Annotated in this window: 22 protein-coding genes and 1 other annotated feature; of the genes, 11 read left to right on the plus strand and 11 right to left on the minus strand. The window is 37.2% G+C overall.

Annotated elements, in window-relative coordinates; genetic code table 11:
* Nucleotides 1-172 precede the first annotated feature (172 nt).
* The 3 genes from ACVWXS_RS14730 to ACVWXS_RS14740 all read left to right on the plus strand — a co-directional run bounded on the left by ACVWXS_RS14730 (nucleotide 173) and on the right by ACVWXS_RS14740 (nucleotide 2,361).
* A complete protein-coding gene (locus tag ACVWXS_RS14730; protein WP_456958751.1) occupies nucleotides 173-313 on the plus strand; it encodes a hypothetical protein in 141 nt (46 codons plus the stop codon).
* A 384-nt stretch (nucleotides 314-697) separates the two neighbouring features.
* The gene (locus ACVWXS_RS14735) at nucleotides 698-1,126 is read left to right on the plus strand and encodes a DUF1641 domain-containing protein (protein WP_068985866.1); all 429 of its coding nucleotides are present in this window, start codon (nucleotides 698-700) and stop codon (nucleotides 1,124-1,126) included.
* A gap of 50 nt (nucleotides 1,127-1,176) precedes the next feature.
* Entirely contained in the window at nucleotides 1,177-2,361 is a 1,185-nt protein-coding gene (locus ACVWXS_RS14740; RefSeq protein ID WP_456958752.1) for an NAD(P)/FAD-dependent oxidoreductase, read from the plus strand.
* Between the two features lie 24 nt (nucleotides 2,362-2,385).
* Here the strand turns inward: ACVWXS_RS14740 and ACVWXS_RS14745 are convergent, their stop codons facing one another.
* From ACVWXS_RS14745 to ACVWXS_RS14760, 4 genes are all read right to left on the minus strand, one after another.
* Nucleotides 2,386-2,736, minus strand: a complete 351-nt coding sequence (locus ACVWXS_RS14745) for a hypothetical protein (RefSeq protein ID WP_456958753.1) — start codon at nucleotides 2,734-2,736, stop codon at nucleotides 2,386-2,388.
* Nucleotides 2,712-3,314 carry a hypothetical protein gene (locus ACVWXS_RS14750; RefSeq protein WP_456958754.1) on the minus strand — a complete coding sequence of 201 codons (603 nt, stop codon included), beginning with the start codon at nucleotides 3,312-3,314 and terminating at the stop codon, nucleotides 2,712-2,714. The genes ACVWXS_RS14745 and ACVWXS_RS14750 overlap by 25 nt, the downstream gene beginning before the upstream one ends.
* A gap of 114 nt (nucleotides 3,315-3,428) precedes the next feature.
* Nucleotides 3,429-4,670, minus strand: a complete 1,242-nt coding sequence (locus tag ACVWXS_RS14755; RefSeq protein WP_456958788.1) for an MFS transporter — start codon at nucleotides 4,668-4,670, stop codon at nucleotides 3,429-3,431.
* 73 nt (nucleotides 4,671-4,743) lie between these two features.
* Nucleotides 4,744-5,008: a binding site (T-box leader), on the minus strand.
* Between the two features lie 223 nt (nucleotides 5,009-5,231).
* Nucleotides 5,232-5,780 (minus strand): helix-turn-helix domain-containing protein, encoded by a 549-nt coding sequence (locus ACVWXS_RS14760; RefSeq protein WP_374964123.1) that lies wholly within the window; start codon nucleotides 5,778-5,780, stop codon nucleotides 5,232-5,234.
* Between the two features lie 475 nt (nucleotides 5,781-6,255).
* Here ACVWXS_RS14760 and ACVWXS_RS14765 point away from each other — a divergent pair, with 475 nt between their 5' ends.
* The 3 genes from ACVWXS_RS14765 to ACVWXS_RS14775 all read left to right on the plus strand — a co-directional run bounded on the left by ACVWXS_RS14765 (nucleotide 6,256) and on the right by ACVWXS_RS14775 (nucleotide 9,883).
* A complete protein-coding gene (locus ACVWXS_RS14765; RefSeq protein WP_456958755.1) occupies nucleotides 6,256-7,257 on the plus strand; it encodes a proline racemase family protein in 1,002 nt (333 codons plus the stop codon).
* 85 nt (nucleotides 7,258-7,342) lie between these two features.
* Nucleotides 7,343-8,320, plus strand: a complete 978-nt coding sequence (locus ACVWXS_RS14770) for an ornithine cyclodeaminase family protein (protein ID WP_456958757.1) — start codon at nucleotides 7,343-7,345, stop codon at nucleotides 8,318-8,320.
* A 348-nt stretch (nucleotides 8,321-8,668) separates the two neighbouring features.
* Complete coding sequence (locus ACVWXS_RS14775; RefSeq protein WP_456958758.1) at nucleotides 8,669-9,883, plus strand: dicarboxylate/amino acid:cation symporter; 1,215 nt, start codon at nucleotides 8,669-8,671, stop codon at nucleotides 9,881-9,883.
* A gap of 167 nt (nucleotides 9,884-10,050) precedes the next feature.
* Here the strand turns inward: ACVWXS_RS14775 and ACVWXS_RS14780 are convergent, their stop codons facing one another.
* On the minus strand, nucleotides 10,051-10,668 hold the full coding sequence (locus ACVWXS_RS14780; RefSeq protein ID WP_456958759.1) for a hypothetical protein: 618 nt from the start codon (nucleotides 10,666-10,668) through the stop codon (nucleotides 10,051-10,053).
* 204 nt (nucleotides 10,669-10,872) lie between these two features.
* Between ACVWXS_RS14780 and ACVWXS_RS14785 the strand changes: the two genes are divergently transcribed.
* Nucleotides 10,873-11,841 carry a quinone oxidoreductase family protein gene (locus tag ACVWXS_RS14785; protein WP_456958760.1) on the plus strand — a complete coding sequence of 323 codons (969 nt, stop codon included), beginning with the start codon at nucleotides 10,873-10,875 and terminating at the stop codon, nucleotides 11,839-11,841.
* A 163-nt stretch (nucleotides 11,842-12,004) separates the two neighbouring features.
* Here the strand turns inward: ACVWXS_RS14785 and ACVWXS_RS14790 are convergent, their stop codons facing one another.
* Nucleotides 12,005-12,142 (minus strand): hypothetical protein, encoded by a 138-nt coding sequence (locus ACVWXS_RS14790; RefSeq protein WP_456958762.1) that lies wholly within the window; start codon nucleotides 12,140-12,142, stop codon nucleotides 12,005-12,007.
* On the opposite strand from ACVWXS_RS14790, the gene ACVWXS_RS14795 reads away from it, so the two are divergent.
* From ACVWXS_RS14795 to ACVWXS_RS14805, 3 genes are all read left to right on the plus strand, one after another.
* A complete protein-coding gene (locus ACVWXS_RS14795; protein ID WP_456958763.1) occupies nucleotides 12,132-12,314 on the plus strand; it encodes a hypothetical protein in 183 nt (60 codons plus the stop codon). The two genes, ACVWXS_RS14790 and ACVWXS_RS14795, sit on opposite strands and share 11 nt — an antisense overlap.
* A gap of 179 nt (nucleotides 12,315-12,493) precedes the next feature.
* A complete protein-coding gene (locus ACVWXS_RS14800; protein WP_456958764.1) occupies nucleotides 12,494-13,951 on the plus strand; it encodes an MBOAT family O-acyltransferase in 1,458 nt (485 codons plus the stop codon).
* An 18-nt stretch (nucleotides 13,952-13,969) separates the two neighbouring features.
* Nucleotides 13,970-15,013, plus strand: coding sequence for a hypothetical protein (locus tag ACVWXS_RS14805; RefSeq protein WP_456958766.1), 1,044 nt, complete (start codon nucleotides 13,970-13,972; stop codon nucleotides 15,011-15,013).
* A 90-nt stretch (nucleotides 15,014-15,103) separates the two neighbouring features.
* Here ACVWXS_RS14805 and ACVWXS_RS14810 read toward each other — a convergent pair whose 3' ends face one another.
* The 3 genes from ACVWXS_RS14810 to pdxR all read right to left on the minus strand — a co-directional run bounded on the left by ACVWXS_RS14810 (nucleotide 15,104) and on the right by pdxR (nucleotide 17,983).
* Nucleotides 15,104-15,916, minus strand: coding sequence for an EcsC family protein (locus tag ACVWXS_RS14810; protein ID WP_456958768.1), 813 nt, complete (start codon nucleotides 15,914-15,916; stop codon nucleotides 15,104-15,106).
* Between the two features lie 267 nt (nucleotides 15,917-16,183).
* The gene (locus ACVWXS_RS14815; RefSeq protein ID WP_456958769.1) at nucleotides 16,184-16,315 is read right to left on the minus strand and encodes a hypothetical protein; all 132 of its coding nucleotides are present in this window, start codon (nucleotides 16,313-16,315) and stop codon (nucleotides 16,184-16,186) included.
* Nucleotides 16,316-16,606: 291 nt separating this feature from the next.
* Complete coding sequence (gene pdxR / locus ACVWXS_RS14820; RefSeq protein WP_456958770.1) at nucleotides 16,607-17,983, minus strand: MocR-like pyridoxine biosynthesis transcription factor PdxR; 1,377 nt, start codon at nucleotides 17,981-17,983, stop codon at nucleotides 16,607-16,609.
* Nucleotides 17,984-18,078: 95 nt separating this feature from the next.
* Here pdxR and ACVWXS_RS14825 point away from each other — a divergent pair, with 95 nt between their 5' ends.
* Entirely contained in the window at nucleotides 18,079-18,657 is a 579-nt protein-coding gene (locus ACVWXS_RS14825; protein WP_368638451.1) for a GNAT family N-acetyltransferase, read from the plus strand.
* Between the two features lie 34 nt (nucleotides 18,658-18,691).
* Here the strand turns inward: ACVWXS_RS14825 and ACVWXS_RS14830 are convergent, their stop codons facing one another.
* Both ACVWXS_RS14830 and ACVWXS_RS14835 read right to left on the minus strand, forming a co-directional pair.
* Entirely contained in the window at nucleotides 18,692-19,399 is a 708-nt protein-coding gene (locus ACVWXS_RS14830) for an ABC transporter permease (protein WP_456958771.1), read from the minus strand.
* Nucleotides 19,396-20,244, minus strand: coding sequence for an ABC transporter ATP-binding protein (locus tag ACVWXS_RS14835; protein WP_456958772.1), 849 nt, complete (start codon nucleotides 20,242-20,244; stop codon nucleotides 19,396-19,398). Before ACVWXS_RS14835 ends, ACVWXS_RS14830 begins: the two co-directional genes overlap by 4 nt.
* Between the last annotated feature and the right edge of the window lie 81 nt (nucleotides 20,245-20,325).

The following is a 20,325-nucleotide window of genomic DNA, read 5'->3' on the forward strand; positions in this document are numbered from 1 at the left end:
ATATAAAAAATAGTAAGTATTACACGAACGATGGTGGGGAAGATTAAAAACAAAACGAAGCAAGAACAATTATTATTAAAAATCAAATGTTTTGCAGAGATAGTTACATTTGGCTCATCACCAAAAGTTGTGGGTGACATTTGTTAAGACGTATGCCTTGTATATAAGTTGATTGGAGTGGAGACTGGGCGACTCCTTGGGGATCAGCGTCACAAATGAGACCCTGGAGCGAGCAACGCGAGTGAAGCGGCTCATCGGACGCCCCCCAGGAAAGCGCCCAGTCGGAACGGAAATCAACCACACGTTATGGTGATGAGCCTTACGTTTGAAAATATTGTATTTTTTAGCAATATGGATGAAAAGCGAACTTAAATACAATATATAGTTGACAAAATCAATGAATATTGAAAAGATTGTCGAAATTGTGATTTAGCTCATTGAAATAATATGCAAACAGTCTTATAATGGAGTTTGTAATGTCACCAAGACAAGATAAGGATGGAATTATGATGCACTTTTTGCAAAGTAAAGTTAACATTGTAATAACAAATCATATAAATTGCTTTCCAGCTCTTAGACTGGTGATTTGTAAGACATACGCGCTGTAACGACTGTTAAGAAGTGCCTTAATGGTCTTTTTTACATGGAAGCAATATAAAATTAAAATAGTAATAGTGATGGCAAAGGAGAGTTCAAAATGTCAGAAACGAATAACCAAACACAGTCTGAACAATTAACTGTAAGTCAAGAACAACTGGATGTGCTAGATCAATTATTAAAGCCTGAGGTTCAGGAATCACTTACAACTTTAGTTGAGCAATTACCAAAGTTAACTGAAATGATGACGTTATTAACAAAATCGTATGAGTTCGCTCAAGCTGTTGCAACTGACGAAGTGCTGAAAAACGATACTGTTGGTGCTGTAACAGAAATGGCAGGCCCAGTAGTAGGCTCAGCAAAAAATCTTGCAGCTACTGCAATTGAAGCGAAAGATCGTGCTTCTGAAAGCCAAGAAGTAATTGGTTTATTCGGTCTTATGAAAATGTTAAAAGACCCACAAGTTCAAGGTGTTTTCCGTTTTGTTAATGCTTTCTTACAAGTAAGCGCTGAACGTAAATCTAAATAAGACTCGACTCGAGATATATTCAATTCGTAAGGACGGAGGATTAATTAATCATGTCAAAAGAAATCGTCATCTTAGGTGCTGGTTACGCTGGCGTTTTAACTGCATTAACTGCACGTAAGTATTTATCAGCTGATGAAGCTAAAATTACTGTAGTAAACCAATTCCCAACACACCAAATCATCACTGAGCTTCACCGTTTAGCTGGTGGTACTATTGCTGAAGGTGCTGTTGCTTTACCACTTAAAAAAATCTTTAAAGGTTTAGATATCGATTTACAAATTGCTAAAGTAACGAAATTCAATGTAGACACTAAAAAAGTTGACCTAGATACTGGTTATACTTTAGATTACGATACATTAGTAGTATCTTTAGGTAGCCAAACTGGATTCTTCGGTATCCCTGGATTAGAAGAAAACTCTATGGTACTTAAATCAGTGAACGAAGCAAACAAAATTAACAAACACATCGAAGACCGTATTAAAGCATATGCGCAAACAAAAGACGAAGCAGATGCAACAATCGTTATCGGTGGTGGCGGTTTAACAGGTGTAGAGCTTGTTGGTGAGATCGTGGACAACTTCCCGAAAATCGCAGCAAAACACGGTGTTAACTTTGCTGATCTTAAAATTAAACTTGTTGAAGCTGGTCCAAAAATCTTACCAGTACTTCCAGATGTACTTATCCAACGTGCTACTGAAAGCTTAACAAAACGTGGCGTTGAATTCATTACAGGTACTCCTGTAACAGGCGTTGATGGTAATGTCATCGCTCTTAAAGATCGTGAACCAATCGTTGCCAACACACTTATTTGGACAGGCGGGGTAGCTCCACTTCAAATCGTAGGCGAGTCTGGCCTTGCTGCTGACCGCGGTAAAGCAACAATTAACGAATTCTTACAATCAACATCTCATGAAGATGTATTCGTAATTGGTGACGCATCTGTTGCATTACCAGCTGATGGCGGACGCCCGCTATACGCACCAACTGCTCAAGTTGCATGGCAAATGGGTGAGTGCGCTGGCTACAACTTATTCGCACAATACAAAAACCAAGAGATGAAGACTTTCTCTGCAATTAACTCTGGTACACTTGCAAGCTTAGGCCGTAAAGACGCTGTTGCGACGATCGGTGCTAGCAACACAGAACTGAAAGGTCTTCCTGCAACACTTATGAAAGAAGCGTCTAACATTCGCTATCTTACACATATCAAAGCGCTATTCGGCTTAGCGTATTAATATTTTTAGGGCATGATTCAATTGTTATATTGAATTCATGCCCTTTTTTAGTTTTATTAGGGTATACATACGATTTAGGGAGAAGTGAGTGCTCGGCATTTCAGCCATAAAAATGGATGGAAGAGTCAAAGCGATAGAAAAAACAGTAAGAGCGACTGAAAGAATAGCCAGAGCGACGGAAAGAAGTCGGGGCGACGGAAAGAAGAGCCAGAGCGACGGAAAGAAGTCAAAGCGACGGAAGGAAGAGTCAGAACGACGGGTAGAAGTGCCGAAGCGACGGAAAGAAGAGTCGGAGCGACGGAAAGAAATCAAAGCGACGGATAGGAAGGCCAAAGCGACGGAAGGAAGAGTCAGAACGACGGATAGGAAGGGCAAAGCGACGGAAAGAAGTCAAAGCGACGGAAAGAAGAGTCGGAGTGACGGATAGAAGTGCCGAAGCGACGGAAAGAAGAGTCGGAGCGACGGAAAGAAATGTCGAAGCGACGGAAGGAAGAGTCAGAACGACGGATAGGAAGGGCAAAGCGACGGAAAGAAGAGTCGGGGCGACGGAAAGAAGTCGGGGCGACGGATAGGAAGGCCAAAGCGACGGAAGGAAGAGTCGGAGTGACGGAAAGAAATGCCGAAGCGACGGAAAGAAGTCGGGGCGACGGATAGGAAGGCCAAAGCGACTGAAGGAAGAGTCGGAGTGACGGAAAGAAATGCCGAAGCGACGGAAAGAAGTCGGGGCGACGGAAGGAAGAGTCAGAACGACGGATAGGAAGGCCAAAGCGACGGAAAGAAGAGTCAAAGTGACGGATAGAATAGTCAAAGTCGTGGATAGAGCGGCCGAAGTCGTGGATAGAACCATCAAAGTCGTGGATAGAACAGCCAAAATCGTGGATAGCCCCGACAGAGCGATGGATAGAAAAGCCGAAACTATGAATAGAGCTATCGATACAACGGTAGAATACCATTATGTCTTATCCCAACATTTTACGTAGCACCCCTTATAATAGGAGGCGCTACGATTTTTATATCGCTATTGCTTCCGTTTGCATAGCGAAGCGGCGACAGTATTAAAATTCCCTCTACTCATTAAGTTCAGAAATATTTCTATAAAATCTGGCCTTTGAAGGTTGAATATTTAAAATTAGCAGTATCGTTGCTACTACAAACATGATGATGGCTGCAGATATAACAACATATCGAATAGAAATAATTTCAGCTGCAACTCCAAAGATGGCAGTTATGATTATTACGAACAAAGCTTCCACAAAACCGTAGATACTTCCTATTCTCCCCATACTGTCGACAGGAATATTGTTTTGATAAAAGGTATAGAAACCTGTATTGGCAAAGGCTGTTGCGAAGGACAAAAGAAAACATCCAAAAGAAGCGATAAGAAATGTGTAAGAGGATGTGAAAGTTAAATAGCCTAATGCTGTTATTAACGAACCCATTCCTATTAGCCAAGCAGTCGACACTTTTTCTACGATTGCTGTATTCAGTAAAGAACCAACTAATACTCCAGCACCTGCTATGCTTACTAAAATACCATATTCACCTTCGGATAATGAAAGTACTTGAGTAGCAAAGGCAGCCTCTAAAGAATCTGTCGCTGTCATCATGACAATCATCGCACTAAATAAAAAATAAATCACCATAATATAGGGATTTTTAAGGCTAAATCTTATAACAAGTTTCCAATCATTGAATAATACCTTGTAGGAGATTTTCTCATCGGCTTTACTAACTAGCTGTTGATTGGCTTCAACATTAGGCATACCTAATGTGATACAGGCTGATAAAAATAAAGCAATGGCATTCAAATATATGGCCGTATTAGGTGTTCCAATCGTAAAAAGCATTCCTGCAATGGCTGGACCAGTTATGAATGCGCCTGAATCGAGTAAGCTACGAAGCGAGTTAAAACGTTTCCTTTGTTCTATGGGTATCAATTTCGTAATGTAAGTCATGGAAGTTGGATGATACATAGAACTAGCTATGGTGATTACGAAGACTAAGACATAAATCCAAGCTAAAGTAGAAAAGAAAGGTAGTATGACAATTAGTAAATATTGGAAAATGTTGAGAACAAACATTAGATATTTTTTATTTAAACGATCTATCAAACTACCTGACCAAAAACTGGCAAAAAGTGTAGATGATGCTCTAACGATATATAAACCAGACACAGCTATAGCTGACCCCGTAAGGTTTAAGACAATAAGATTTAAAGCTATAAAATAGATCCAGCTCCCAACACTGGAAACGCCAATACTAAACAATAATATAGCCGGATAACGCCACGCTTCTAATAATTTATTCATCCCCATATAAATTCCTCCTAGTGTTTATTTACAAGTAACTAAACAAAAAAATCCCACCCCCAAGACGATTTGTCTTAGGGACGAGATTGTGGAATTTATATTCACGTGGTGCCACCCTAGTTCACTATTATGTCACCATAATAGCCTTTTCAGTACGGCATACACACTTATGCTTATACTGTTACTCTGTAACGGGAGTTCCCGTCGCACCATCATTCAAGTAGAAATCCAATGCGCTACTCCGAGACTTGTTTCAATAATTCGTTCCTACTCGTTTTCAGCAACTCGAGCTCTCTGGGAAGAACAGCCTTATTTACTCTTCTCTTCAATGTATTTTCGCTAGTGTAGCATAAATTTGTATTTTTAGTAAAGTATTACTTTTGTAATATTCCGATAAATCGAAAAATATTTTTAAAAACAAAAGCCAGTAGCCTTTCATTTCAATATAAAGGGCTGCTGGCTTGTTTAATTAAAATAGGTGAAAAATTGACTCTTGCCATCTATTAAGTTTCGTCATAATAAACGAAGCAATGCGTCAGTTAGTGGATTTATGGTATTAATTTAAACTTTGATGGAATTGGAAGTAATAAATATAAAATTTGTAGGTTTATCTGTTTTATTAAACCAGTTGTGGGGGATGGTCGAATTCATATGAATACTATCCCCAGGATAAAGATCATATTCAGTATTATCAAGAATGATCGTCAAGATTCCATCGGTGACATAAATAAACTCCTGTCCTGCATGAGAAAAAGGGGTCTCTCGTTGGTCTCCGGGTAATAAGGTTACTAAAATCGGTACAAATATAGGATTTGATACATTTCCAGAAAGGTCCGAATAAATAAAAGATGACTTATGTTCGGATTGTTTATAAGTTCCTCGCCTAATCATACCTTTGTCCATTTGTATTGTATCCGGAAAGAAATAACTAGGACTAACACCAAGAGCTTCAGATATTTTGCGCAAGGAATGTAATGTAATAGAACAAAGAGATCGTTCTACTTGAGATAAAAAACTTATCGATAAATCTGTCTTTTCAGAGACTTCCTTTAATGTCATTTTTTTTGACTTACGAAGTCTTTTTATTAAAATTCCTATATCTTGATCCATTTTATCAACCTCAAATATAGTCTTATTGTAATAAAGTATATATAATACTTAAATTGTTGTAAAGTTATGGTAGCCTTTGGGTTTGAGTTGTTTCCAACTTCGAGATCTGTTGGCGTTTAACTTTTTAAGTAGAAGTCTTCTGAAGAAATATTGAATATTCAGAAATTAAGTGTATAATAGTTGTAAACGCTTTACATGCCTAATTTTATCTTTTGATAAAATTTAAGTGGTATTTAAATTTTATGCTTACATAAACTTTATGAAGTTGAACTTTTTATGAAATAATCAAGTTCAAATCTAAGTAAATCATGAAATAGCATTTAATAAATGCAATTTTTTTAGGTAAAAATTTAAGTCACGTTTAAATTTTAAAGGATATATGCAGATAATTAAAGCTATGATTAAAAATCGTGTTTGTCGAGATGTCGGCTATTAACAAGTGTATTAAATATCAAACAAATTGGAGGGAAGAATGATGGAATTCAAAAAAATGTTTACTACGATTGATCTCCATGTATCTGGAGAACCTTTACGTATTATTACTGGAGGTTTACCAAAAATTAAAGGGGATACGCAGCTAGAAAGACGTGCCTATTGTATGGAACATTTAGATCATATTCGAGAAGTATTAATGTATGAGCCTAGAGGTCATGATGGCATGTATGGTTGCATTATTACTCCACCAGCAAGCGAAGGCGCACATCTAGGTGTGTTGTTTATGCACAATGAGGGTTGGAGTACAATGTGTGGCCATGGCGTTATTGCGGTAGTGACGATGGCTATTGAAACAGGCATGATTGAGGTAAAAGATGAAACCGATAAACTGATTATTGATTGTCCGTGTGGGCCTGTAACAGCGTATGCAAAGTGTAGAGGAACTAAAGTAGAATCGGTCTCCTTTGAAAATGTACCTTCTTTTGTCTATAGAAAAGATTTTCCGATTAAAATTGATGGTTACGAATTTGATGTGGATATTTCATACGGCGGTGCTTTTTATGCCGTGGTTGATAGTGAAAAAGTTGGCTTGAAAGTGAACAACAAAGATTTATGGGATTTACAAGTATCGGGTGACAAAATTAAACATTACATTGAAAGTCAAATTGAAGTAAAACATCCGTTTGAAGATATAACGGGGATCTATGGTGTAATTTTCTCTGATAATCCGAAAGACAGCAATGCTGATTTACGGAATGTCACAATCTTTGCAGATAAACAGGTTGATCGATCCCCATGTGGTTCGGGTACTGCTGCAAGAGTAGCTACCTTATACGAACGTGGCGTACTGAAGGAAAGTGGAAGTTTTATTCATGAAAGTATAACGGATGGACAATTTGTGGGTGAAATACTTTCATTGGCGAAAGTCGATGACTATAAAGCTGTTATTCCAAAAGTTACTGGGAATGCCTTTATTACAGGTTTCCATCAATTCGTGATTAGTCCAGATGATCCCCTTAATAGAGGGTTTTTATTAAAGTAAATTTGCTGCTGATTTCGCCCAATTTAGTAATCTAAAATTTAAACCAAAGAAGAATATCATAAAGTTAGAAAAAAGGTGGAGAACTATGTTAGTTATAAGTACAGATGAACAAAAAAGTTTAGTAGATATGAATGAAGTTATTGAATGTGTGGCTGTTGCCTTGAGGGAATTTTCAGCAAATAGAACTATTACACCTATTCGAGCTGCTCTGCCTTTTGATAAAGGCCAAAATACAGCATTAATTATGCCATCTGTAGCAGAAGAACTTAGTAGTGTCGGATTAAAGATAGTAACAGTAGCACCTAATAATAAAGAATTAGGTAAGAAAACGATAACGGGCGTAGTAATGCTATCAGACTTTAACACTGGGGAACCAATTGCTCTTCTAGAAGGTTCTTATTTAACAATGATTAGAACGGGTGCTTTATCAGGTGTTGCAACGAAGTATTTATCTCGTGAAGATTCAAAAAAGTTATGCATCATCGGCACGGGGGAACAAGCAAAAGGTCTAGTTGAAGCTATATTAGCTGTACGAGATATTGAAGAAATTCTTCTTTATAATAGAACGGAGCAAAAAGCACATGAATTTGCTGAGTACATTAGAAACAAATTTGATAAGCATGTACAAGTCTTTTCAAATCCGAATGAAGCAGTACTTAAAGCTGACATTATTGTTACGACAACCAATTCTTCAACACCAGTTTTTTCAGAATCGTTAAAGCCTGGTGTTCATGTAAATGCGGTTGGTTCATTCAGACCTACGATGCAGGAATTGCCATCTCATGCTCTTTCTTCAGCTCAAAAAGTAGTAGTTGAATCTAAAGAAGCAGCCCTAGAAGAGACTGGTGACATAATAATTCCAATAAACGAAGGGGTCTTTGATTCGGGTGATATCTTTGGAGAACTCGGACAAATTATTGACGGGCAACTAAACGGGAGAGAAAGTGCAGAAGAAATTACTCTATTTAAATCGGTAGGATTAGCGGTTGTAGACATTGTAGTTGCAAAGTATTTTTATGACAAGGCTATTAAACATAAAATGGGGACTTACATTAACCTTTAAAATATAGTTAAGTGTCATTTAAATAACTAAGTTGGTGCGGAACTATCAAGATGTTGAAATATTTTAATTGAGTCCATTTTTGGGCTCATCAATATAACGTGGGGTTGATTTCTATTCCGACTGGGCGCTTTCCTGCGGGTGTTCAGTCTTCACTCCAATTCAACTTATTTAGGGCATACGTTTTAATAAAAATACCACTCTATATTTTGGTAACGGCTCATTTTTTACACAAAAATTTAAGTGCCACTTAAAAAAAATGAAGGTTAATACAGATAGTAGATAGTTAAATATTGTAGGTTGAATTAACTGAATATTCAGGTTTTGATTGAAGAATAAGGAGGTGTTTGCATGAAGTGGTGGAGGAATCAAAAGCTATATGTAAAGATTTTCATCGGGGTATTAGTAGGCATTGTGTTAGGTTTTGTCTTTGGACCCAAAGTTGCCATTATAAAACCTATCGGGGACATTTTTATTCGCTTGTTACAAATGCTCATCGTTCCACTGGCATTTTTCAGTATTGTATCGGGTATTACCAAGCTTGAAGATATTAAAATGTTAAAGTCTATCGGTGGTAAAATAATGATTATTTATGTACTTACCACTTTATTAGCGACAATTATTGGCGTTGTTACAGCCCTTTTGATCAGACCAGGTAAAGGGGAGGTAGGGCTTCTTGGTAAAACAGAAACTATCGAACGAGAGGAATTTAGTTTTCTTGATAATATTGTTCAATGGTTTCCATCAAACGCTGTGCAATCAATGGCAGAGACAAATATGCTTCAAATTATTATCTTTGCTGTTTTTGTCGGAGTTGCAATTGTTCTTCTTGGAGACAAAGTGAATAGAATTAAGGAATTAGCTCATGAAGGCGCAAATTTGATGATTAAGATTGCTGAAATTGTTATTAATTTTGCTCCATATGGAATTATGGCATTAATCGCAAATGTTGTCGGAACGCTTGGGTTTGGGGTAGTGATCGAAGTTGGTCGATATGTATTATCAGCATTTATTGGGTTTTTAATTATTCTCTTAGTGGTCTATCCGATTATGTTAAAAGTATTAGGAAAAACCAGTCCAGTTTTCTTTTACAAACAAATAAGTCCAGCTATGCTTGTAGCTTGTAGTACAACATCAAGTAGTGCAACACTCCCTGCATCGATGGAGGTTTCAAAAAAGGGACTTAAAATACCAGAAAATATATATGGTTTCACACTTCCACTTGGCGCTACACTTAATATGAATGGATTAGCATCCACATTAGGTGTACTAGCTGTATTCGCGGCTAATCTATATGGGCTCCCTATTACGTTCAGTATGATTTTACAAACTGCTTTTTTAGGTGTTGTTCTTGCAATGGGCTGCGCAGGAGTGAAAGGGGCGGATGTTGTGACGGCATCACTATTGCTTTCTACAATGGGTCTTCCTCTTACAATAATCCCAATCATTGCGGCTGTTTCTCCAATTGTAGATATGGGGAATACCGTGGTCAATATTACTGGTGATATAGCAGGAACACAGATTGTTCATCAAAGAAACCCCGAATACTCAAAAGAAGGAGTTTAAAAAAGTCTAAAAGTGGCTTGAGTCTTATTTTAATGGGCTCAAGCCGTATTTTTTTTTGCTTATAAAAAAGTGTTCCGATAAATGTGAGAAACATTCCGATAAACTATGAAATTGTTCCGATAAATCTTGAGAACACATCGATATTTCACGAAAAGGTTCTGATAATCTTATTGAAGATATGCTTTAAGCGCTGTTAATAGTGACTGGCAAATGATGATTGATTCTACTGTATTAGTAGCTATTTCAAGAGAATGGTCAGCATTTTCTACAATAGCAAGCTCATGGGAAGAAAGTTGTTCTAAACGTTCTTTAGAGTAATGAGGATCAGCTGTACCAATTGCTAAAAACGTCTGTTTTTCTAATAAATTTTGCATGATATGTTCAAGAGCCAATAAGGGAGTTAAAAGTACATAACGAGAAGGAACAAGTGAAGGCTGTTGCATATAAAAATCTATGATAGCCAATGTTCCAAGTGATTTTCCTATATATACAGCTTCCGTATAAGATTTGGTGCTTAAAATATAGTTTACAATAGGATTTGCAGCATTATAAACCATTTCTGAAATAGCTTCTGGCTCCTGTTCGAATTGCTGCGGATCAAATGTATAGCATACCTGTACAACATCATAGCCAAGCTCTAGCATCAGTACCGTGGAATAATAAAGAAGTGGTTTTTCATAAGTATAGCCTGTGCCAGAGAACATAAAGCAAACTTTATCGCTAGTGCTGTCAAAGTAATTGTATGCAATGCCATTATGTTGTTCTCTTCTTGGTTTAATTTTCATAAAAATCCCTCCATTTTTCTTCCTTTTATTAGGTTCATCACCAAAAGTTGTGGATGACATTTATTAAAACGTATGCCATGTATATTGGTTGAGTGGAGGTTGGACGCCCCCAGGAAAGCGCTCAGTCGGAACGGAAATCAACCACACGTTTTAGTGATGATCCTTTTATTGTATAATTTTACTATAACAAGGAGGGGGGAATTTATGAAGACTATTATCATCAATGAGTTTGGCACTTCTGATGTTTTAAAGTATGTGGAATGTCCAAAGCCTACTATTTCGGCAGGGGAGGTATTAATACGCACGTCATATACGAGTGTGAATTTTGCTGATATTAAAAACCGAACAGGTAATAAGGCAAAAGCGAATTTTCCGATGATACTTGGCTTAGATGTAGCAGGTGTAGTGGAAGAAGTTTTTGATGAAAGTAGTGTTTTTAAAAAGGGGGACCAAGTCATTGCATTCCCGAAAAATGGAGCCTATGCAGAATATGTGGTGGCGAAAGAGCAGCTTGTCTTTAAAATTCCAAATGATGTCCCTTTGGAAAAGGTAGCTGCTGTGCCAACAGTTTCATTTCTATCCTATCTTTTGACACATCAAATTGCTCCAATTAGTAAGGACGATCGTGTATTAATTCATGCTGCATCCGGTGGGGTAGGGACAATGCTTATTCAAATGGCGAAAAAGCTAGGTGCAAAGAAAATTATTGGCACGGTTAGTGATATGAAGAAAGCGCCAATTGCCTATGAACTAGGTGCACATCATGTACTGACATATGATAATTTTAGTGAACAAGTTAATGAATATACGGATGGTCAAGGTGTTAACATTATTTTTGACTCAATTGCAGGCAATATTACGGAAGAGAGTTTTAACTGCTTAGCTCCTTATGGTACGCTAGTGCAATTTGGAAATAGTGGTGGCAAGGCAGGAAATATAAAAACATCTGATTTACATAGTAGCTGCCGCAATGTGAAAGGCTTTAGCTTAGGAACGACTCGAGCTTTCAAACCAGAAATGCTACAACAAGTTGCACAGGAGATGTTTACTTTATTGAAAGATGAAAGCTTCCAAGTACCAATTGCCAATGTTTTTGCATTAGAGGACATGCAGAAAGCCCATGAATTAATGGAAAGTCGTCAGCATCAAGGGAAAATATTAATTAAAATATAAAACTATAAAACCCTGTATAGATACACACTATACGGGGTTTTATAGTGTGAAAAAACAAAATGGTCAAGGGGATTTTGGCGAATGTTGTGGCTCTTTAAATGAGGGTGATTTCCGATTCAGGCTACTCGCTTTCTGTGGGCGAGCATCGAGCTGCTTCCCTTGCTTAAGTTGTTGCTGACGCTTCGTTAACACTCTGCTTTCGCACAGAAAACATTTGTTGCCCCGAGACCCTGGAGCGAGCAGCCAGAGGAACGAAGGCTAAAAGCATCACGTCCTGTGATAACGCCTTCGTGACCAACATCCTGTTGCCCCAAGCGGCTCATCGGACGCCCCCAGGAAGCTCTGCTCTGCGTGAAAGCGAAGCGTCAGCGGCAATGTTTTATCTGTGCGAAAGCGAAGCGTCAGCGGCAAAGCGCCCAGTCGGAACGGAAATCAACCCCTCGTTTTGCCGAAGAGCCATACTTTCTACATAGTACAGAAATCTCTTCAAATATTTGTTAAAATACGATATTATTATATGGATTTTTGTATTTCTTTACTTTATTTTGATATTGTTATTTGTTTTAGGTCAATTTTAAAATATAATGTTATGTTTGGCCTCTTGTATAATGAAGCGCGAATATAAAGGAATGGCTAATAGGAGAGTGATGGAGTGCTTTTTAATTCCTTTGAATTTATTTTTCTATTTTTACCAATTACATTTGTAGTCTATTTTTTCTTAAATCGATTCAGTAACCAACAATATGCGATTTATTGGTTGGTACTGAGCTCTTTGTTTTTTTACGGTTATTTTAAGTTAACTTATTTAGCAATCATCACGGTCTCAATCATTGTGAACTTTGCTTTAAGTCGGATCATTAATAATAGCAATAATCGTCTGAGAAAGACGTATATGATTATCGGAGTAATCTTTAATGTTTTAATACTTTGCTACTATAAGTATACAGATTTTTTCATTACAAATATTAATAGTTTATTTGGTACAGATTTTGCATTGTTGCATTTATTGCTACCATTAGGGCTTAGTTTTATTACATTTCAACAAATTGCTTTTATTGTTGATAGTTATCGAGATGGAACAGCTCATTATAAATTTAGCAATTATGCGTTGTTCATTTTGTTTTTCCCGCAATTAGTAGCGGGGCCAATTGTTCAACATGATGAAATGCTTCCACAGTATGATATTAAAGAAAATCGAAAAATTATTCATGACAATGTTGCACGTGGCGTATTTATCTTTGTCATCGGTTTAGTCAAAAAGATTGTTATTGCGGATACGGTGGGCATATGGGCTAATGCAGGTTTTGAAAATTATAGTAACTTAAGTTTTGTAGAAGCGTGGATTACTTCCTTATCGTATACCGTACAACTTTATTACGATTTTAGTGGATATTCCGATATGGCGATTGGTTTAGCCTTATTATTTAATATTAAATTGCCAGTAAATTTCTTCTCCCCTTACAAAGCGCGTAATATTCAGGAGTTTTGGAAAAAGTGGCATATGACCTTGAACCGGTTTTTGACTATATATGTATATTTTCCGTTAGGTGGTAGCCGAAAAGGGGCTTTTAGGACTTATATAAATATTTTAATTATTTTCTTCATCAGTGGATTTTGGCACGGCGCTGGATGGAATTTTATTTTATGGGGACTTATGCATGGTTTTGCGTCTGTTGTGGTAAGACTTTTTAGTAAAACAGGTGTTAAACTTCCTTATTTACTTTCGTGGTTTATAACTTTCCAATTTGTTAACATTGCTTGGGTATATTTCCGTGCAACAAGCCTCGAGCAAGCAAATACTATTATATCTAAAATGTTTACGCCAAATATGGAATCTATAACTAGCTTCTTTACTGAGCCACTTACTAATTTTGCTCAAGCGGAAGCGTTTAGTGTTATGGGATTAACATTAAGTGATCCAATCGTGATTGTTGTAGGACTTTTAATCACACTTGTACTTGCATTTACTGCCTTAAATTCTATTCAGTTAATGGATAAGATGACATTTAATTGGGGAGCAATCATTTATATGCAATGTATGATTGCGCTAGTTCTTATATCGATCTACTATATGCAGAAAAATAGTATATTCTTATATTTTAATTTCTAAATAAAGGTGTGAATTAACTTGGATCCGAAAAAATGGTTAGTAAAATTGTTTGCCACATCCTTCATCGTAATAGGATTACCTGTTTTCGGAATTATGGGTTTCAATTATTATATTGATCCTCTGTGGAATTACACACATGCCAATGACTTTAACGACTATCAGCTTGGCTTTGATGAAAGACAATTAAAAACAAATTATATTAATAACCATGATTTCAATTATGATAGTTTGCTAATTGGAACGAGCAGGATTACATATCTTGATGAAAGGGCCTTTACAACAGAAAGTGTCTATAATTATTCATTAAGTGGGCTGCAGATAGAAGAATACTTGCCTTATATGAAATATGCTGAAAAGAAAAATGGTAAGCCGTTTAAGAAGATTTTTATTGAGTTATATTTTGATTCAGCTAATACTAGTAAACCTAATACATTGAATCCGCCGCAAACTTATATTGAGACGTCTGAGGCACCATTTTATGCAATAAAATCTTTATTTTCAGAAAGCACTATGCATTATGCCCGTTTTAATTACGATATCTCAAAGGCAAATCATTATGACGGTGCTCGTAGTTACACGCGTAATAATATTGCACAAACTACATATCCGAATGATGATATGGAGCAGTCGTGGCAAGAATTTAAGAAAAATTTTAAAGTAGAGTCAGCCAAGCCTTTTATGTATGATCATGACTATCGGAAAAGGCTTCAAGCTATAAAAGAGGCATTTCCAAATACAGAATTAGTTGTCTTTACGGAATTAATGCCTGCCAAACGACTTCAAACAATTTTGCATAATGATAATCGTTACGAGGCTTATAGTAGATGGATGAACGAGATGGTGGATGTGTTTGGCACCGTCTATAGCTTCCATACAGTAAATGAAGTAACGACGAATATGGACAACTTTTTTGATTGGCTTCATTACTATCCAAATGTAGGATATTTAATAATAAAATCTTTAGAGAATAGGGAAGATCAATCAACTATTATGCAAGCTGTAAATAAAGGGAATCTTGATGAGTACCTTGAAAATGTAGTGGTAGATATAGATATTGAATAAGAGATGAAAAGATGAAAAGATGAAAAGATGAAAAGATGACTCCAACCTATACTGTCAGAGTCATCTTTTTCAATGTTGATATAGTTCGTGTTATTGCTTGTTTAGTTCATTTATTTTTTCATAAATACGTCGCTTACGATAGAGCATAATACCTGCTTCGGCAACATCTTGCATCATGCCTTTATTTGCAAAGGCACCGAAAATCATCCCGGCAATCGGAATCATTTGGAACAGCTTTTTCCAACCAAACTGATCGCGATACGTAAAGAATACTTCCTTCCAACCTTGCAGTTGTGAAATCATATTTTCTGCTGTGTTATTAGTAGTATCATACATGGACGAAAGTTCCTTCAATATTGCTTCTTTGCCGACAATATCGGCGGAGCTGAATTGGAGACATTTTACAATGAATATACGCTCCATTTTATCGTTCGGATCATAGCCATGAATGATCGCAATCTCTTGCAATGTTTTTAAAGCCATCCCTAAAATAAGAGGAATATCAATAGCCAATGTGAAAATACCGCCAAAGCCAGTAGAAGCACCTTGCATTGTTGCGAATTTCACACGCTCATTTTGTAATTTGTCACTTAGCGCAATCATATCCTCTAGTGGCATTTGACTAATATCGGATATAGCAAAAATATTTTGAAACGAAGATTGGTTACGGATTTTCTGCATCATTGCTTGTTCATTAATTAAATATTTACCACCTGTTTGAATATAGCTTCCTAATTCATCAACTAGTAATGCTATTTTATTTTGCAGGAAGGTAGGTGTCATCTTATCTAAGATTTTAAATGGGATGCGACCTAATTTATCAAAAAACCACAAATCCTTTTGATCTTTTTCCCATGCTTGAATTTCCTGTAAATGCTTTTCTAATTGCTCGACATTCTCCATTTTGTCTATTCCCCTTAATATTTGCATTTAATTTAACTTCTTTCAGCGGGTGTCCAAACACCAGCTGAAATAGAGGAACTCAGTCTAAGAACGCCACGTCCTGTGGCAATGACTGAGTGACCACATCATGCTGCTGACGCTGCGTTAGCACTACGCTTTCGCGCAAAAAAACATTTGTTGGCCTAAAGCCTCCGGCGGATGTCACGGAATCGGTAAGGAGTTCACATAGGATGTTAGCCTAAAATCATCGCATCCATGCGATAACGGCTAACTGACCTGCATCGGTGCTGTGTTGCCGCTGCCGCTACGCTTTCGCGCAGTTAAAACCCTTTTGCTGTCGCTTCGCTTTCGCACAGACAAAGACACGTTGCTGCCGCTACGCTTACGCGCAAAAAACATCTGTTGCTGCCGCTACGTTAGCACTGCGCTTTCGCACAAAAAACATCTGTTGCTGCCGCTACGTTAGCACTGCGCTTTCGCACAAAAAACATCTGTTGCTGACGCTACGTTAGCACTGCGCTTTCGCACAAAAAACATCTGTTGCTGCCGCTACGTTAGCACTACGCTTTCGCACAAAAAACATTTGCAGGCCTAGGCACAAAGCCGATTTCGGACGCAATTATGCCGAGGCATAATTGATATACGAAAGGAATTTAAAAAGGTTTCGTTAGTTTTTGAAAAATTATGACATTAATGTGGGGTGGATGATTGCCAAACAGTTGCAAGTAACGCGGTACCTTCTTTGATTTGCTCAAAGGTCAGCCCACCATAGCCTATAATAACCATGGCATGTTTAGAGTCTTGCTGATAGGAGGGTGAACAAGGATAGACTTTGATTCCTGCCTCCCGTGCAAGACTAATCGCAGTCTGTTCAGAAAGCCTTTTTGGTAACTTCATAACAATGTGGAGCCCAGATTTCTCACCAATTACCTCGAACTCCTCAGAAAAATTTGCGTTAATAGCTGCTAGTAATGTCTGTTGCTTTTTGCGATAAATAGTGCGCATTTTAGCTAAATGCTTATCGAAAAAACCTTGAGCAATAAAATCGGCTATCACAAGCTGGTCTATTTTTGAGACAACAGACTTTTGCTCCTGATTAAAAAGAACAAAATCTTCAACTAACGATTTAGGCAAAATTATGTAACTTATGCGTAGCGATGGGATAAGTGTTTTGGAAAATGTTCCGGAATAAATAACACGCTGAAGCTGATCCATTTTTGCTAATGATGGGATAGGGAGCCCCTTATAGCGAAATTCTGAATCATAATCATCTTCAAAAATATATGCTTTATCAGAAATGGCCCATTGCAGAAGTGCTGCACGCCGTTCAACAGGCATGACCATGCCAAGCGGAAACTGATGTGCGGGTGTTGTGTATAACATGTGGATAGGTTTTTTCGGTATTGTAACCCCTGAGTGATCAACAGGAATAGCGTGAGTTGTTAATCCACATTGTTGCAATATTGCACGTACTCTTTTAAAGCCAGGCTCCTCTAAGCCAACATGTGTTTTGGGGCCAAAAAAGTGACATAGAGCTTGAAGCTGACTTTGTGTACCACTATAAACAAACACCTGTGATACTTCACAAGCAACGCCTCTTGAACGTTCAACGTAGCGAGCAATTTCCGTCCGTAATAGAGCCTCTCCTTGCCAAGGGCTTGTCGTTAAGTTATTCACATTGAAGTGCTTTTTCAACAGCTTATGCCAGATGGAAATTGGAAAAGCTTCGTTATCCACATGTCCGTTGTTAAAATCAAATTTAATATCATATGTAATTGGTGTTATAGCAGTGGATGTATGCGGCTTCAGCTGCTGTCCCCATTCGAATTCAAAGGGAGCTATGAAATAACCTGAGCGTTCCTTGCTATAGATATAGCCTTCCGCTAGCAATTGCTCATATGCTTCCTTAATCGTATGAACACTAACATCGAGCGTTTTAGCAAGTGTTCGTTTGGAAGGTAATTGCTCATGGGCCGGTAGTTTATTGTTGATAACTGCTTGTTTTATTTCTTCGTAAATTTGCACGTATTTCGATGCCTCTCCAGTAAATGAAATTGATAACTCCAAAATATTGCACCTCCTGGTATGGTAAATTATTTGAAAATTGGTTATATCCATCATATCAAAATTACCGTTAAATAATGAAAAAGGAGTGAATAATAATGAATTTTATAGCACTAGAAAATGAAGTAGTATTACTTAAACCATTAGGTCAAGAGGACGCCCAAGGGATCCTAGAGGCTGGTAGTTATCCAGAGATTTGGCCTTATTTGTCCACAACGATAGAGAAAATGGATGATGTGCATAACTTTGTGGACAATGCACTGTCTGCAAAAAACGCGAAAACAGAGTTTCCATTTGTTATTGTGGATAAAAATTCTGGGCAAATCATTGGTTCGACTAGGTTTATGGATATTGATGAGAATCATAAACGGCTTGAAATAGGCACGTCATGGATTACACCTGCTTTTTGGCGTACCACTATAAATACGAATTGCAAATATTTATTATTACAATACTGTTTTGAAGTGTTAAATCTACAACGTGTACAAATTAAAACAGACTTTGAAAACGTACGCGCTCAAAAGGCGATTGAACGAATTGGAGGGGAAAAGGAGGGCGTTTTACGTAATCATATGGTGCGCAAGGATGGCACAACTCGCCATACTGTGATGTATAGTATTACTTTACAAGAATGGCCACAAGTGAAAAAGCATTTACAGCAGTTGCTAGAAATTTAAACAGAAATTGTTATTTTAAAAAAAGAATGGTCATTTAATCGACCATTCTTTTTTTATAGATAAATCCTGCTACAATCCAAGTAACTAGTGACCATACGATGATAGTAGCTATTGGAATAATGACGTCCATTGTTGTGTATTGGCCTTCTAGAGCTTCAGCTAAAATAAGTAATTGGGAGCTTGGTAACCACTCTGCAACTTTTAGGATTGGGTTAGCAGAGGATAAAGCTAGGGCAAGAGGGCCGAATGAAAAAATTAACATAACAGGTAATACGATGATAGATGCCTCCAAAATTGATTTTGCTAATAATCCACATAATGTTCCTAGAGCAATGTAGAATACAGCCGAAAGCAATAAAGTGATAGCTATGATGAAAAGATTAGCAGGTTCATAACCAACAAGAAAAATAGTTGTTGCTACAACTACTGCTGTAACGATAAAGACAAACAAACTTTTACCGATTAAAATATCTCCAAGTGAAGCAGGGGAAAGCATTAGACCACGAAGCGTATTTTTTTCTTTCTCCTCTGCAATTAAACAGCATTGTACATAGGAAGTCACCACAGAAAATGCCATATTTATCGGTAGGAAATACATGCCGATAGTATTGGCACCTGTTTGATTGTTTAAAAAAGCAAAAATAAGTGGCATTAATGCCATTGAGGATACCGCATAGTTACGTGAAAATTCCTTATAATCTTTCATGAAAATAGCTTGAATACGTGTCATTGAAAGGTTCATATTAAATCACTCCCTGTAATTTGCATAAAAATATTACCTAGTGTTGGCTCGTTTGTATAAATGCGAGAAACTTCGTTCGATTGCATCCAATGAAACAGTTTTTGTGCATCCTGTTCTCCATTTTGAATGATTTCACAAGCACCATTTTTTAATTCAACAGTAATGGAATCATCACCGAATTCTTTTTTTAACTGTTTCGGTGCACCGATTGCCCGAATTTTTCCTTTGTGTAAGAAGGCTACGCGATCACAAAGTATTTCTGCTTCACTCATATCATGTGTAGTTAAAAATATTGTCGTACCCATTTCATTTAACCTACGCAAGCCATTATATATATGCTGTGTATTAACAGGGTCGAGTGCAGAAGTTGGTTCATCTAAAAATAATAATTCTGGTTCATGCATGATGGCACGTGCAAGTGTAACACGTTGGATCATCCCTTTAGAAAGCTGACTAATCTTCTTTTTACGCTCGCTATATAAGTTAACAAAGTCTAATGCTTCTTTTACTGCTGATTTTGGTAATTGGTATAAATCACTATATAGTAATAAGTTCTCTTCAATTGAAAGTCTTGTGTACAGACCACTATTATCTGTTAAAATACCAAAGCGTTTACGATTTCGACTTTGTTTCATTTCATCTGCTGGGCGACCAAACAATAAAACATCCCCAGCAGTTTTTTCAGTTTGTGCTGTTAATATTTTAATAGTAGTAGTTTTTCCGGAGCCACTAGGGCCAAGAAAGCCGAATATTTCTCCTTTTTGAATAGTAAAGGAAACATCCTGTAATGCGGCTTCCTTATTAAATGTTTTTTTCAAATGCTGAACATCGATCACTGCGTTCATTTGAAAACCTCCCTGTGTTGTTGTTGATATCTACACTATAAGGGACAATGGAGAGCTCAACATTAAAATACAGGTGAAAGG

Source organism: Lysinibacillus sp. TE18511, assembly GCF_054062295.1.